Source organism: Bacillus sonorensis NBRC 101234 = KCTC 13918 (genome assembly GCF_001592005.1).
Lineage (GTDB): Bacteria > Bacillota > Bacilli > Bacillales > Bacillaceae > Bacillus > Bacillus sonorensis.
On the sequence record NZ_BCVZ01000036.1, the window covers coordinates 1 to 14,645 of the forward strand.

Consider the following 14,645-nt stretch of genomic DNA (forward strand, 5'->3'; position numbering starts at 1 on the left):
CCCTGTCATGATCGCAGCAGTGGAGCCGGATCCCACACCTTTATCCCTGAGCAGTCTGGCAGTCTGATTTGACTTTTCGTTCAGCTCTCTGTATGTCATGCGCTGGCTGCCGAATACGACGGCTGTATGATCAGGGGTTTTCTCCGCCTGTTCCTCAAACAGCTGATGAAGTGTCTTGTCTTTTGGATAATCGGTTTTCGTATTGTTAAAATGATGTAGTATTAATTCTTTTTCATTCTCTGTCATTTTCTGAAATACCCCATTTTTTAATGACTGATTAGCAACCATACATTATTCTCCTTTTTTGATAGAATATTTTCTTAATATTGGTCTGTAGTTGCTCTTTTAACGATTTTTTAGTGAACCTCCGTCTTGTGAAAACAGATTATCAAAAAAATTCATTATTTTCCATGGGAATATTGTTTAATAATGGTTAATTTTTTATGAATTGGATATATGGTATTTTACAATCGAAGTGTTATATAAAAGATGTATGAAAATGTTTTTATTAGTCAGAGTCAAAAATATTCGGGTGAAAAGACCTAAAAACCGCACTGTTTTGTTTAACCCACGTATAGAAGAGCAGCGCTCATCTAAAAATTTTTACTAAAACAGCTGATGATAGCTGCGGCTTTCCGTCAGTGTTTTGTTGATCATCCGGACGATCTGTTCGACATGGTGCTGTAAGAAGAAATGATTCCCCTCAAAATAAAGGGTTTTACAGTTTCCTGCAGCATGGTTTTGCCAATCTGATATATCTTTTGCATTCATTGAATCTCCCTTTCCGTTTAGAACGGTTATATCGCATTCCATTTTGGCTGTTCTTTCTTTATAAATATAATTTTCCACCAATTTGAAATCGCTTTTTAGCAAGGGGACAAACAGGTCAAACAGTTCTTCATGATTTATCAGCTCTTCAGGCGTTCCCCCAAGCGCAATGATTTTTTCCTTAAAAAGATGATGGTTTAGCAGATGCAGTTTTTCTGTATTCCCTGCCCGGTTAGGCGCTTTAAAGCCCGAGAAAAACATATGTGCCGGCTTTGTTGAATCGGCCTCAGCCATTTTGTAATAAAGTTCATATGCCAAAAGGCTTCCCATGCTGTGTCCAAAAACAGCATAGTCACGGCCATTGACAACGCCTTGAACCTGTTCAAAAATGTCTTGAACCGCCTCTTCCATATTCTCGTAAAAAGGCTCATCAAATCGTTTTCCCCTTCCTTTTAACTGTACCGGATAAATCTCGATTTCCGGATTTACATGGCGCTTCCACGGGTAAAATACTGCTTCCGATCCGCCGGCATACGGCAAACAACATAGTATCATCTTATGATTCACTCCATTCCGGGCGTTTTCGCTGATCAGATTTGCATGTTCAACCATTAATCTATCGTGACGTCAGCTGCCTGATTCAGTTCCAAAAACTTCGGCAGGATGAGCATGTAAAATATACCGACGGCAATAAGGCTTCCTCCGACGAGCCAATAAAGGCTTTCAAGCGCTATAAATGCGGGATAAAGCGCTGCAATGAAAAGAAGGGTCAGCGACTGTGAAAGCATCATGACCGGATTAATCCAGCCTTGCACTCTTCCCATCATTTTCGGGTTGACGATGCTTGGTATCCACCCGCCAATCGCGATGTTGATGCCGGGAAGCGAAAGGGCGATGAAGAAGGAGCTGACCATATAAAGCCAAATATTGTTGACCAGGGAGCCGGAAATCGTGGCGCTTCCGGAGACAATCAGCGCTAGAATCAATATGTGATAGAGCTTCAATTTTTGAGAAAGAATCGATGCAGCGATGCTGCCTGTCAAAAATCCTGCACCGAAAACAATGCCGAGCACAATGGACATTTCTTCATAGGTTTCAGGGGCAAGCTTGTATTTTAAAATAAATACCTGCATGACCGAAAGCCCTCCATTTACAACACCGAAAAGGCTGAATCCGGACACGAGAGCGAGCAGCAATTTATGCTGCAGTATATAGCTGAAGCCAAGCTTAAATTCATTCCATACACTGGCAATGTTCAATTGTCGAATGGAATGCTTTCCATTCGGCATACGAACCTCCTTGGATATCCGGCAGGCTTGTATAAGCAGGCCGCTGACTACAAAACTGGCTGCGTCAACAAGAACGGCGCCTTCCACTCCAAGCGTCCAATAACAAAATACGCCAAGTCCATTGCCGAACAACATAAATAAACTGGCGACCATTTGATTCAATCCGACGGCTACTGAATACTCGTTTTCAGATAAAATTCCTTGTATGAGAGAGGTTTGGGCGGGATTGAAAAAGCTTTTTACAGCATTTCTAAAAAATAAGACTGCAAATGTAAACGGCATCCATTCTATATAGAGGGATAACAATAATAAAATCGATAAACCGGCACAAATCCAGTCGCAATTCTTGGCGATTTTTTGCCGGTCAAACCGGTCAGCGAAAACGCCCACAAGAAAAAATACGGCCAATGTAGGCAAAGACAACATAAGCTCGGTTATGGTGGCATATGCGGGCTGCTGCGAAAAGCGATCAAGGAGATAATACAGAAGTGCAGTCAGTCCAATGATTCCACCCATTTGCGAGGCGAAAGATGCTAAAAACAGCAGCGCATAATTTTTGTTTTGAAAAATAGAAAACAGTTTTTTCATAGGGGCCCCCTAATTTGTCCGATTTTAGCAGAAGGTTTTTCAAACAGACGGCTTTGATTATTATTTCGATAAACTTTCATGTGCTGATTTTCATCTCCTATCGTCTTGTTTTTTATTTTCGGCGCTTTACTTCTATCGTTGAATATGAAACCAAATATGTATAATACATATAAATCCGCGCTTCTCGGCCTGATTTCCATTTTTATTCCAAACATTGATTTCTCAGCAAAATGAAAGCGGAATTTTTACACATCCCCCCTTTAATTTACAAAGTATTAAAAAAAATGAAAATAATTCTAAGGTTATAGATTCGTTCAATTTCAACAATATCCTCTATCGATATTCAATTTTTTAGAAAATGTCCTTTCCTCACAAAAATTGATATTTGTATAAAATGAAATTTAAATAAAAAACGCTTCCTGTATGCCTGCACATACGGGAAGCGGAGAACCTGATTCAATTTGATACTGTTATATTGCGGCCCTAGCCAGCAAAGCCGTTATCAAGCACTTCAATCATCGAAGAAGTCATTTTTGCGTGTTTTTTTGTGCGCTCTACGAGTTTTATGATGTTTTGGCTGGCCTGCCGAGAACCTAAAACCAATAATGGAACGCCGATCGGATCGATTTTCAGCCTCCTTGAAAATAAGCCGCCAAAGGTCATAGCCAAGGGCACCGTAGGGGACGTATTTGAAAAGACGACCTTTTCATGCAGTGTCCCGTTTTTTTCAAACAGTTCAAGAACGCCCCGCATCGCCGGAATCACCGCCTTTGATGACCCTCTGCCGATGGTGTATACTTTATGGCCTTCTTCATCAAGACCGTGAAAGATTAATTTTCCCATTTCTTTTGGACTTAATTGATTAAAACAATCCGTATTTAAGATTTCATGCTTCGTCGGCTTTCTGCCGAATGGAAGTTTTTTGAGATGATATGCGGCTGCAAGGGCAGATGAATGTGTTCCGCCATAGCAATTATAAATAAAGATCAACAAATTCACCCCTCACTTTTTGTTTTCTTTTAATGTGCGACAAACATCCGATTGTTATTTATATCTTTCCTTCAGCACATTTTTAATAGCCGTCACATAGCCTAAAAACTTTTTATTGCATGAGCTTTCCCTTGTCCACAGCCCAAATCGCGAAAAAAAAGCCTCCCGTTGAGGAATGCTGATCTCCAATTGAATGCTCAGACCTGTCTTATTTTTGTTATTCAAATTATCGGGATCGGTGCCTGCCAATCGATGATTTTCATCCACCAGTTCAGCAGAAAAACCGCTTTCCACTAGCGCATCGACGATCGCTTGTCCGCCTTCCTTGTCCGTTCCCCCGACAAGTGTATGTTCCTCTGTGTCATTATACCCATGAACTGATAAAACATAGCTGTGCTCTGCGACTTTTTCCAACGCAGTCGGTTCATCAAAATGATTGCTCGTAATATGCAAATCCAGATTTTGCGAAGATTTAATCCCTTCAAACAAATATGTTGAATACTCATCGCTGAAGGCCCGCACAATTTCGCTGACCCCTCCTTCGATACCGCCGCCGTGCGGAGATAAGACGAGCAATTCGGTGCCCCTGTCCGTATATTCTATGTTGTAATCTACACCTTCTGTTTCGTTTTCAGCAAGCTCTGCAAAATTCGCGTACTTATCCTGAATGCCTGAAGCCTTGATTTCTTGAGGACACTGCCATATGACAGCCGTACATAATCCCATGATCAACCATATGATGCATCTTTTTTTCATCACTTGGTTCCATTCTTCCTGCACCTTAGAAACTCCTTCGCTGAGATATTTTGTTCCGAGTCTGCTCCACATGTTCTATTCGAAACAGAGATATACTAAAAAAATGGTAAAAAATTACTTTTCCTATTCGCCCATGTGCTATTTTATATAACTAGAACAGCGAGATGAAAGCGTCCTTTACCTTATTTTTGGTCGGATGTCCGCTTGTGTTTCCAGAGGCACAGAAACTCTTTTGGAACACACTTTGTATAACGATTGCCTTACACAGCCCAAGTGCCTTCAGATCACAGGGAGGCAAAAGTATGAACAGAAATCTCAGTTCAGCAACTCTAGGGGGACAAAGTCTTCCTGCTTTTATATGAATTTTTACGCCTTCCTATTGATTGAACGGAGAAAAAGACGATCAATAGGAAACGCTAACAAAAAAAGACTTGCCTAAAGGCAAATCTTTTTTTCGGAAATGTACGGTCGGGGTATGATCCATCTATTTTTTATAAAAAGCGCCCCGGCCTACTTTTTCAACAATGGATGGAAACAGCTGATAAAGCTTGCTTACCCCGTTCATCCAGGAAGGAAGATTGATTTCGCGCTTATTTGTCATCATGGCGGAGACGACTTTCTGTGCGACTTTGTCAGGGGTAAGCATCCATTTGCCGATGCTTTCCTCATAATCTCCATTTTGGTCGGCTGTCTTGAAAAAATCAGTTTTAATCGGACCGGGATTTACGGTTGTCACGTTCACCCCGGTATCGGCAAGCTCCATTCTCAGGCTGTTTGAAAACCCAAGCACAGCATGCTTTGTCGCAGCATAAAGGCCTGATTTCGGCGTTGAAATTTTGCCTGCTTGCGACGCGATATTGATAATATGACCGCTGTTTTGCGCAATCATATGCGGCAGTGCCATCTTCGTGCAGGCAATCAGTCCAAACACGTTGACTTCAAACATCGATTTCATGTCCTCAAGAGACGCTTCGATGGCGGTTTCAAAAATGCCAAAACCGGCATTATTGACAAGTATGTCAACCGGACCGGCTGTTTTGAAAGCCGCTTCTATTTCCTCTGTCCGGCTGACATCCAAAACAAGTGTCCGGCATGCGGCGCCGAACTCTGACGTGATTTTTTTTTGCACTGTTTTAAGACGGCTGTCGCTGCGGGCGGCAAGAATCACTTCCGCCCCCTCTGCTGCCGAAAAATAGGCGATTCGTTCGCCCAGCCCTCCTGACGCTCCTGTGATCAGGATGGTTTTGCCTTTCAATCTTTTGTTCATTTTTCCACCCGCTTTATATGATAATAAAAGATGCCATCTGCTTCCCCGCTGGCGATGAGGCCGCGTGATTGCAAATCATCAAGCTGTCCGACTGTTTCAGACATTGTCAGAAACAGCTCTTTTTCGTATACGGCGGGAAACAGCTTCCGGCATATTTCAAATGCGGTATGAGGTTTTTCCGAAAGCATGCGGTACACCTCATCCGCCCGGCTTCGCTGTTTTTCCAGGCGTCTTGCGATGAGTTCTTGGATGGCGGTAATGTTTTCGCCGTGCCCCGGATAAACAACCGAGAGCGGAAGCTCATGCAGCCGTTTGATTGATGCCAGATAATCCAAGAGCGGGGCTGATCGCTCTTCCTCTTTTTGCGGCGTTTCTAATAAAGGATTTGAAGAGGATGGCTTTAACAATAAATCTCCGCCAAGCATACTGCCGCTTTTCTCATGAAAAAGCGCAATATGAGAAGAGGCATGCCCGGGCGTCTCAAGCACCCTCCAACCTTCAAGTCCGTCAATCGTGCTGCCTTCCGTTACGGTTTTCGTCAAAGACCGCTTGCATGAAAAGCGATAGGACCGCTTGACCGTAAGACTCAGGGACCCCATAGTATCGGGAACTCCAAACTGTTTAAATAAATATGTAAAAAACGATTGCTGTTTTTCGATAAAAGCAGGGCTCTGACTGATATACGCCTCATTGAACGGATGTCCGACCACGGCTGCGCCGGGACATTCATCCAGCAATCCGGCATGGTCGGCATGATGATGTGTCAGCACAACCTGATCAATATCATCCAGTGTCAGCCCGTGCTCAGCAAGCTTGTTCTTTAAAACAGCGGCAGCCTTCTCTGTTTTCGGGCCGGCATCAATCAATGTCAGCGCCTCTCCTTTTATCAAATAAATATTGACGTCTCCGATTGCAAACGGAGTCGGCAACGAAATTGGAATGATGCGTTCATCTTTCATTATGTTCTTCTCCCTCGTCCTGCGAAATCATATTGATCATATTTTACCGTTTTCTCCCCCGCATGTCATTTTTGCTGAAAATGCCTGTTGACACATGCTTGTTCTCCGTAGCATAATGAACAACAAACAAATGCTGCGATCAACTTGAATGATAAAGACGCTATGAAGAGGAATAGTAAACAGGCAAATGGCGAAAAAGAGAGTGAAATTCCCGGCTGAAAAATTTCACAGCCCGCTTTCCTGTTGAACCTGCCCTCTGAGCGCTTAGGCAAACCTAAACGTTTCCCGCGTTACGGGCAAGAGCTGAGCATATGACATGCTAATGTAGGTGGTACCGCGAAACCTTTTCGTCCTATAAGATGACGGAAAGGTTTTTTGTTTTTTCAAGAAGGAGGAATCAATATATGAAGCATATAGGTTTTATCGGAGCTGGTTCGATGGCCGAGGCCATGATAAAAGGACTTGTCAAAAGCGGTGCAGTTAAACCGGGTCAGATTGTCGTTACCAACCACTCTAACAGAGCCCGGCTTATGGAGCTTCAAGGGGCGTACGGGATTCGTGCTGAAGCGGATACCCGGAAAGTCGTGAACATGTCCGATACGATCGTTTTGGCGATGAAGCCGAAAGATGCGGAAGCGGGCATCAGCGAAATCAGGCCATATGTAAGAAAAGACCAGCTTGTGGTTTCGATACTTGCCGGCATCCCGATTGATACGATTCAGCACTATGCCGGACAGCAATTGCCGGTGGTCAGGGCGATGCCAAATACATCGGCATCAATACAAAAATCAGCGACAGCCTTTGCGGCAAGTCCGCTCGTTACCGAAGCGCAGATTCGCGAAGTGACCGGTCTTTTTCAGACGATCGGAAGTGTCACAGCCGTTGAAGAATCCGACCTTGATGCGGTTACAGCAGTTGCAGGAAGCGGTCCTGCATTTGTTTACCGCTTTGTCGAGGCGCTTCAATCATCAGCCGGGGAATTGGGTCTCGATGAATCAACGGCCAAACAGCTGATTATCGATATGATGTCAGGGGCGGCGAAAATGCTTGAAACCGGAATGGACCCTTCTCTCATGAGAAAAGAGATTACAAGCCCGGGCGGAACGACGGAAGCAGGTCTCCGCGTTCTTGAAGCGCGCCAATTTGAAAAAGCGGTGGCGGACTGTGTGAAGGAAGCGGCGAAGCGGTCCAGGGAGATCAGAGACCAGTTTGCCGTCAACGTATAAAAAAAGCCGGACCAATAGCGGTTCGGCTTTTTTAAATGTTTTCTGCAGCAGGGGCGGCCACTTTTAGATCACACCGGAGGATTCGCTCAGGTTAAGCCAGCAATCTGCCAACCGCAAGCTGAATCAAGTCGGGCAGCGTGCTGAACGAAAAAGGGACATGCAGGCGCTCCGTCCATTTATGAGGATCCTTTCCGACAGGTCCGATATTCAAGACAGGGACAAACAGTGTGTTTTCTTCACCGTCAGGCAGAAAGTAGCCCCTCTGAAAAAGCGGCATATTGTCTGTAAAGGCATCGACCGACTGCTTTTGCAGCTGAAGATAGCTTAAATCCGACAGGCCCGGGAAGTATTGAACTTGTTCAAACGAAAGGCCGTACCGGCCGGCAGCATACGCTGTGACATCGCCGATCGTCTCTTGAATGAGCGGATCGTCCTTTGAAGAGACGGCGGGATAAAAAGGCGGACTGTAAAACAGCACGATCATCGGCGCGTCGTCCTTACAGAGGGAGATCAGTTCAGATACGATGTTCGCAGAAAAATCGCGGTCTCCGAGCTCCCCTCTGTTGGCAAACGCAAAGTTGAGCACGCGTTCGGCTTCCGCTCCGCCCGCTTTTTCCCGCGCCCTTTCTACAAGCTCCTCAAAGGTCATGACAGAGATATTCCGTTCAATTGGGGTAAAGGCATCAAAGCGCTGATAGTCAAGAACTTTTTGTTCCATGTTCGTTTTGATATTGATTGCCGCTTTTTTAGCGGTATCCAGCAGCATGCTATGCAGCTCGCTTGCCGACCGCTTCATCATCAACACGTTAAACAGCGAAACTGCAGTGTGCGGAGTCTGCACGGAGTACGCCTCTTTTAAATCCTTTTGCATCAGATTGGCCGGGGGAGGTGTTACCTCACCGTCCGCTTCTTCACAATAGCCGACATTTAATTCGAGAAGCCGGTTGATTTCAGACACCATCAGATTCGCGTTCAAGCCTGAAAACGGTTCACCGACATGAGTCTCAATCCCTTTGCAGAAAAAGCCGGCCAGCACCTTGCCGATGCTTCCTGAATAGACGTAAAGGTTCGAATCTCCCGGATGTTTTTCAAACATTGGCTCACAATTTAAACAGGCTGTGAACTGTATGTCATATTCCTTTTCCAGCGCTTTCAAAACCGGGACCGCCTCAATCATTCCCTGTGAATTCACTTCTTCATCAGGCACAGCAATCAAAAGCAGATTTCCGTCAAAAGTGCCGTTCATCGCCCGCTCAAGCATTGCAAATTGAACAGCGAGACCCGCTTTCATATCCATGCTGCCCCTGCCGAACAGCCACTCTCCGCTTTCTAAATCCTTTTTAACCCGTTCAGGGAGCAGGTCTTTTTTCTCGGCCAAAGAATCCATCAGCTCAAGCGGTTTGCATGCCATATGCTTAAATTCCCCATAGTCCGCCGTATCGACGATATCAAAATGACTGAGCAGCAGCACCGTCTTTTTTTTCGCGGGCTTTTGAACGAGCGCCGTCAAAAAACTGCGGCCGTCTTTCATCGGATGGAGCTTCAAATGATCGGAATGCTTTCGAAAATACGAACGGTCTTTTAATAAATTGTACATATACTCCGCGAGTGCGGCTTCCCCGCTCGTGCCTGAGATGCTTTCATATTGAACGAGAGAAATTAACAGCTGTTTTAATTGTTCCTCTGTCTGCCATTTCACAAAGAAGGCCCCCTTTTTTCCCCATGATGTATCCTATAATATTTTTTTTCAAAAAATAGAATATCGTCAATTTCATTTTACAGAAGATGCTGACGTCTGAAAACGACTTGAGCAGTTTATATGACGAGAATGGTCAGAATTGGTATAATCAATTCGAAAACTTACGGGAGGCGAAAGAAATGAGTAATCGAAAATTATTTTCACCATGGAGCCTAAAAGGAGTTACACTAAAAAACCGGATCGTCATGTCGCCTATGTGCATGTATTCCTCCCATGAAAAGGACGGAAAAGTTCAGCCGTTTCACATGACTCATTACATATCCCGCGCAGTCGGGCAGGTCGGACTGATTATGGTTGAAGCCACCGCTGTTACACCGGAGGGAAGAATTTCCGATCAGGATTTGGGAATCTGGGATGATGCACACATTGAAGGCTTGGCAGCTTTAACATCGCAAATAAAACCTTACGGCAGCAAAACGGCGATTCAATTGGCGCATGCCGGGAGGAAAGCGGAAGTAGAAGGCACAATCTACGGACCTTCGGCGATTCCTTTTGACGAACAATCACGAACACCTGTTGAAATGACAAAAGAAGACATTAAAGAAACCGTCCAGGCCTTCAAAAAAGGTGCTGAGCGTGCGAAAGCGGCCGGCTTTGATATTATCGAAATACACGGAGCGCACGGCTATCTCATTAACGAATTTTTATCCCCGCTTTCCAACCATCGCGAGGATGAATACGGCGGATCGCCGGAAAACCGCTACCGCTTGCTCCGCGAAGTGATTGACGCGGTAAAAGAAGTCTGGGACGGTCCTTTATTCGTACGGGTGTCAGCTTCTGATTATCAGACAAATGGACTCGATGTGGCCGATTATGTGGGATTCGGCAAATGGATGAAAGAACAGGGCGTTGACTTGATCGACGTCAGCTCAGGTGCAGTCGTGCCAGCCGACATCAACGTCTTTCCAGGCTACCAGGTCAGCTTCGCCGATACGATCCGCGCCCAGGCCGAAATTCAGACTGGCGCGGTCGGACTCATCACAAACGGCTTGCAGGCTGAAGAAATATTGCAAAACGGACGTGCTGATTTAATATTTGTTGCAAGAGAGCTGCTGAGAGATCCTTATTGGCCAAAAACGGCGGCAAAACAGCTCAATACAACGATCGAAGGCCCCGTTCAGTACGACAGAGCCTGGTAATGGAATCTTGATTGGAAATACCCCGATGTTTTCGGGGTTTTTATTTTTTTACTTCATGGAGAAACGTTCCTCCTTCTTTATGCGTCTTCCCTAATAGAACACCATATACAGAGAGAGGATGACCTCCATGAATCCAGCTTTAACGGAGAGAACATATACAGTTGAAGGGTGTACGTTTTATACAAAACATAGAAAAGGAAAAGAAGACGCAACGATTATTTTTGAAGCCGGCTACGGTTTTTCTTCAGATACGTGGCAGCAGATTCTGCCCGATATTGACGAAGAGCTCGGCCTTTTTGTATATGACCGCGCCGGTCTCGGAAAGAGCGGCCCAACCAGGGAAAAAAGAACGGCAGACCAGATGGCGAAGGAATTAAAAGCGCTTCTTCAAGCAGCGGGTGTAAAACCGCCTTACCTATTTGTCGCCCATTCGTTCGGCGCCGTCATCGCAAGGCTGTTTGCCAGCCGGTACAGCGGTGACATTATCGGACTTGTACTGCTGGATCCCGCTTGTGAACATCAGGAGCAAACCGTGCTTCCGCTTCTGCCAAAAGAAGCGCAGGCCGACTATTTCAAACAGTTTTCAACCGAGGCTTCCCATGAAGAGTTTATCCAAAGCCTGTACATGATGAAACAGGAGCAAAAGCACCTGGGGACGGTTCCTTTGCTCGTCCTCTCCTCGGGAAAGTGCTCACCTGCTCTCGAAAAAGCCCATCATGAATGGCTGAAGCTTCACGGCAGTCTGCTGTCTCTATCACAACAAAGCGGCTGGATTAAAGCCAAAAACAGCTCCCATTTGATCCATCATGATGAGCCACATATCGTCCAGCTCGCCATTTATGACGTATGGTACGCCGCGCAAAGGCAGTACGGGTATGTCTATCAAACCGCGAACTAACAAAACAAGCAGCCCGCCCGGCTGCTTGTTTTGTTACTTTGTTTCACGGTGAATCGTGTATCTTTTCAAACGCGGAGAATATTTTTTCAATTCAAGCCGGTCTGGATTCGTCCGTTTGTTTTTTGTTGTAATATAGTTTCGATCTCCTGTTTCAGTGCATGCCAGCGTAATTTTCACTCTCATGTTGATCCTCCTCATAAAACGAAATCATTACGTTTTATTATACACCATCATCCTGCCATGTCAACAAAAAGCTTCCCGGGTTCCGGGAAGCTTTCGATGTTTTTTATCTTCGCTTTACTTCATATTCATAAAAATCAAAGGCAGCTGTGCTGTTTGGGAAGATGCCTTTTGCTTCACTTACCAATTCATTGACGCTCTCACCTTGATAACGGGCGCTGATATGCGTCAAAATCAGCTGCCCCGCCCCTGCCGCCTTGGCTGTTTCGGCGGCTTGTTCTGTTGTGCTGTGATAATAATCACCGGCAAGCTCCCGGTCGCCTTTGGCAAATGTCGCTTCATGGACGAGCACATCGGCATTTTCCGCAAGTATCTTCACGTTCTCGCATTGCTTTGTATCCCCGGAAATGGCAATGATCCGTCCCTTTTTCGGAGGACCGATAAAATCCGCGCCATTCACCGTCCGGCCATCCTCCAATGTCACCGTCTCGCCATTTTTCAGCTTTTGATAAACCGGCCCCGGCGAAATTCCGGCCTCTTTTAATGCTTCAGCATCGAGCGCTCCCGGAATGTCCTTTTCCTCGATCCGGTAGCCGAAGGCCGGAATTCCGTGAACAACGCTTTTGGCCGTTACGATGAATTGATCGTCTTCAAAAACGATCCCCTCCTCAATCTCTTCAATGACTAAAGGATAGGTCAAGTGCGTTCCGGTCGCATCAAGCACCGTTTCAAGATATGTTTTGATCCCTTTTGGCCCGTAGACGGTCAAGAGGCTTTCTCCGCCTTGAAAAGAACGGCTGCTGACAAGCCCGGGAAGGCCGTATACATGGTCTCCGTGCAGATGGGTAATAAAGATTTTTTCAATTTTTCTAGGTTTAATCGATGTATGTAAAATTTGATGCTGTGTAGCCTCCCCGCAATCAAACAGCCACACAGACCGTCTTTCCTCTAATAGCTTGAGCGCAACAGATGTGACATTCCGCGTTTTCGCCGGAATGCCCGCTCCCGTTCCTAAAAATAATAATTCCAATTGTCCGTTCCTCCTGTAAAGCTGATCATATCTACAAGCATACAGGAAGACCGCAAAAAAAGAAATGCAGGTCTTTTGATCACGTTTATATTCTAATGTAAGAAAAATTCCCCAGAAGATTTCAGTAAACTTTTCGCATCAAATGGTCTCAAATGTTTGCTTTAAGGAACTAATAGCTTTAAAATGAAGAAAATAAACTTATGCTTCGAATAAAGTGAGGTACGTTTAGTTGAAAAAAGAACACATTGAACCAAAAGCTGTAATCGTTATATTTGGCGCAACAGGGGATTTGGCAAAACGAAAACTTTACCCGTCTATTCACAGGCTTTACGAAAACGGTCAAATCGGCGATGAATTCGCTGTCGTCGGTGTGGGAAGACGTCCTTGGACAAACGAAGACTTCCGCAGCACCGTGGAGCGGTCAATTTCAAAGTTTCCATTAAATGAGAAGGATGTTGACGAGTTTACATCCCACTTCTATTACCACCCGTTTGATGTCACAAATCCTGACTCATATCAAGAATTAAACGGACTGCTCGAGCAGCTGGAAAATACATATCATATTCCGAATAACCGGATGTTTTATTTGGCGATGGCACCCGAATTTTTCGGAACGATTGCCAAGTTCTTAAAATCAGAGGGCGTCACTTCGACAAACGGCTGGTCACGCCTTATCATCGAAAAGCCGTTCGGCCACGATCTGCCAAGTGCAAAAGCGCTCAACCAAGAGATTCGCGAAGCCTTTTCTGAGGATCAAATCTACCGGATTGACCACTATTTAGGCAAGCAAATGGTCCAAAATATCGAGGTCATCCGTTTCGCGAACGCAATATTTGAACCGCTTTGGACGAACCGCTATATCTCAAACATTCAAATTACATCAAGCGAGGAATTAGGCGTCGAAGACCGCGCGAGATATTACGAGAAATCAGGGGCGCTTAGAGACATGGTTCAAAACCATATTCTGCAGATGGTCGCATTGCTTGCGATGGAGCCGCCGATCAAGCTGAACACTCAAGAAATCCGCAGCGAAAAAGTGAAAGTGCTCAGAGCCATGCGTCCAATTAAAAAAGACGAAGTCGACCAGTATTTTGTCCGCGGCCAATATGACGCCGGTGTGGTTGATGACAAACAGGTTCCGGCCTATCGCGATGAACAAAATGTCGCCGAAGATTCCAACACGGAAACATTCGTCGCCGGCAAACTGCTGATTGACAACTTCCGCTGGGCCGGAGTGCCGTTTTATATCCGGACGGGAAAACGAATGAAGAAAAAATCAACACAGATCGTCGTGCAATTCAAGGATATTCCGATGAATCTGTATTACGGAAACGGCAATACGATGCATCCGAACCTTTTGGTGATCCATATTCAGCCTGATGAGGGCATCACCCTCCATTTAAATGCGAGGAAGCTTGGCGGCGGCACATTTGCGCAGCCGATTAAGCTCGACTATTGCCATAACTGCGGGGACGGCATCAATACGCCGGAAGCGTATGAAAAGCTGATTCTCGACTGTCTGCACGGCGACGCGACAAACTTTGCCCACTGGGATGAAGTGGCCCTTTCCTGGAGCTTTGTCGATGCGATTTCACAATACTGGGAAGAAAACAAAACATTGGCGCCAAACTATGAAGCGGGCTCCATGGGGCCGAAAGCCGCTGACGACCTTCTCGCCAAAGACGGTTTTCACTGGTGGCCGATCTAATTTAAAAAACAGCCTTCAAAAAATGAAGGCTGTTTTAGATTGTTGACAAAATCCTAAAACGGTTTTCAGTTTTAGGATTTTGTCATCC

General features: G+C 45.4%; 14 protein-coding genes and 1 other annotated feature. Of the genes, 4 read left to right on the plus strand and 10 right to left on the minus strand.

All coding sequences use genetic code 11. From position 1 onward, the window contains the following. The 7 genes from BTR1S_RS20990 to BTR1S_RS21025 form a co-directional block, all read right to left on the minus strand. Positions 1-288, minus strand: a 288-nt coding sequence (locus BTR1S_RS20990) for an AMP-binding protein (RefSeq protein WP_141231096.1), incomplete at its 3' end; no start/stop codon positions are given. A 318-nt stretch (positions 289-606) separates the two neighbouring features. Then, complete coding sequence (locus BTR1S_RS20995) at positions 607-1,323, minus strand: thioesterase II family protein (protein WP_029419407.1); 717 nt, start codon at positions 1,321-1,323, stop codon at positions 607-609. A gap of 56 nt (positions 1,324-1,379) precedes the next feature. After that, on the minus strand, positions 1,380-2,645 hold the full coding sequence (locus BTR1S_RS21000) for an MFS transporter (RefSeq protein ID WP_029419406.1): 1,266 nt from the start codon (positions 2,643-2,645) through the stop codon (positions 1,380-1,382). 483 nt (positions 2,646-3,128) lie between these two features. Next, positions 3,129-3,635 carry a DUF3189 family protein gene (locus tag BTR1S_RS21010; protein ID WP_006637439.1) on the minus strand — a complete coding sequence of 169 codons (507 nt, stop codon included), beginning with the start codon at positions 3,633-3,635 and terminating at the stop codon, positions 3,129-3,131. 54 nt (positions 3,636-3,689) lie between these two features. After that, the gene (locus BTR1S_RS21015; protein ID WP_006637440.1) at positions 3,690-4,415 is read right to left on the minus strand and encodes a poly-gamma-glutamate hydrolase family protein; all 726 of its coding nucleotides are present in this window, start codon (positions 4,413-4,415) and stop codon (positions 3,690-3,692) included. 460 nt (positions 4,416-4,875) lie between these two features. Beyond that, the gene (locus BTR1S_RS21020) at positions 4,876-5,658 is read right to left on the minus strand and encodes an SDR family NAD(P)-dependent oxidoreductase (protein ID WP_006637441.1); all 783 of its coding nucleotides are present in this window, start codon (positions 5,656-5,658) and stop codon (positions 4,876-4,878) included. Continuing rightward, a complete protein-coding gene (locus BTR1S_RS21025) occupies positions 5,655-6,617 on the minus strand; it encodes an MBL fold metallo-hydrolase (protein ID WP_029419404.1) in 963 nt (320 codons plus the stop codon). Before BTR1S_RS21025 ends, BTR1S_RS21020 begins: the two co-directional genes overlap by 4 nt. Positions 6,618-6,770: 153 nt before the next feature. Beyond that, positions 6,771-6,975, plus strand: a binding site (T-box leader). A gap of 46 nt (positions 6,976-7,021) precedes the next feature. On the opposite strand from BTR1S_RS21025, the gene proC reads away from it, so the two are divergent. After that, positions 7,022-7,843: a pyrroline-5-carboxylate reductase gene (proC, locus tag BTR1S_RS21030; protein WP_006637443.1), complete on the plus strand. Its 822-nt coding sequence runs from the start codon at positions 7,022-7,024 to the stop codon at positions 7,841-7,843. Between the two features lie 91 nt (positions 7,844-7,934). Here the strand turns inward: proC and BTR1S_RS21035 are convergent, their stop codons facing one another. After that, positions 7,935-9,542, minus strand: a complete 1,608-nt coding sequence (locus BTR1S_RS21035; RefSeq protein WP_006637444.1) for a M20/M25/M40 family metallo-hydrolase — start codon at positions 9,540-9,542, stop codon at positions 7,935-7,937. A 179-nt stretch (positions 9,543-9,721) separates the two neighbouring features. On the opposite strand from BTR1S_RS21035, the gene namA reads away from it, so the two are divergent. Beyond that, the gene (namA, locus tag BTR1S_RS21040; RefSeq protein ID WP_006637445.1) at positions 9,722-10,741 is read left to right on the plus strand and encodes an NADPH dehydrogenase NamA; all 1,020 of its coding nucleotides are present in this window, start codon (positions 9,722-9,724) and stop codon (positions 10,739-10,741) included. Positions 10,742-10,868: 127 nt separating this feature from the next. Continuing rightward, positions 10,869-11,639, plus strand: a complete 771-nt coding sequence (locus BTR1S_RS21045) for an alpha/beta fold hydrolase (protein WP_006637446.1) — start codon at positions 10,869-10,871, stop codon at positions 11,637-11,639. Positions 11,640-11,672: 33 nt separating this feature from the next. Here the strand turns inward: BTR1S_RS21045 and rpmG are convergent, their stop codons facing one another. Together rpmG and rnz are read right to left on the minus strand one after the other, a co-directional pair. Further along, positions 11,673-11,837 carry a 50S ribosomal protein L33 gene (rpmG, locus tag BTR1S_RS21050; protein WP_255130841.1) on the minus strand — a complete coding sequence of 55 codons (165 nt, stop codon included), beginning with the start codon at positions 11,835-11,837 and terminating at the stop codon, positions 11,673-11,675. An 88-nt stretch (positions 11,838-11,925) separates the two neighbouring features. Next, positions 11,926-12,849: a ribonuclease Z gene (rnz, locus tag BTR1S_RS21055; RefSeq protein ID WP_006637448.1), complete on the minus strand. Its 924-nt coding sequence runs from the start codon at positions 12,847-12,849 to the stop codon at positions 11,926-11,928. A 229-nt stretch (positions 12,850-13,078) separates the two neighbouring features. Here rnz and zwf point away from each other — a divergent pair, with 229 nt between their 5' ends. Beyond that, positions 13,079-14,557, plus strand: coding sequence for a glucose-6-phosphate dehydrogenase (zwf, locus tag BTR1S_RS21060; RefSeq protein ID WP_006637449.1), 1,479 nt, complete (start codon positions 13,079-13,081; stop codon positions 14,555-14,557). The last annotated feature ends 88 nt before the right edge of the window (positions 14,558-14,645 follow it).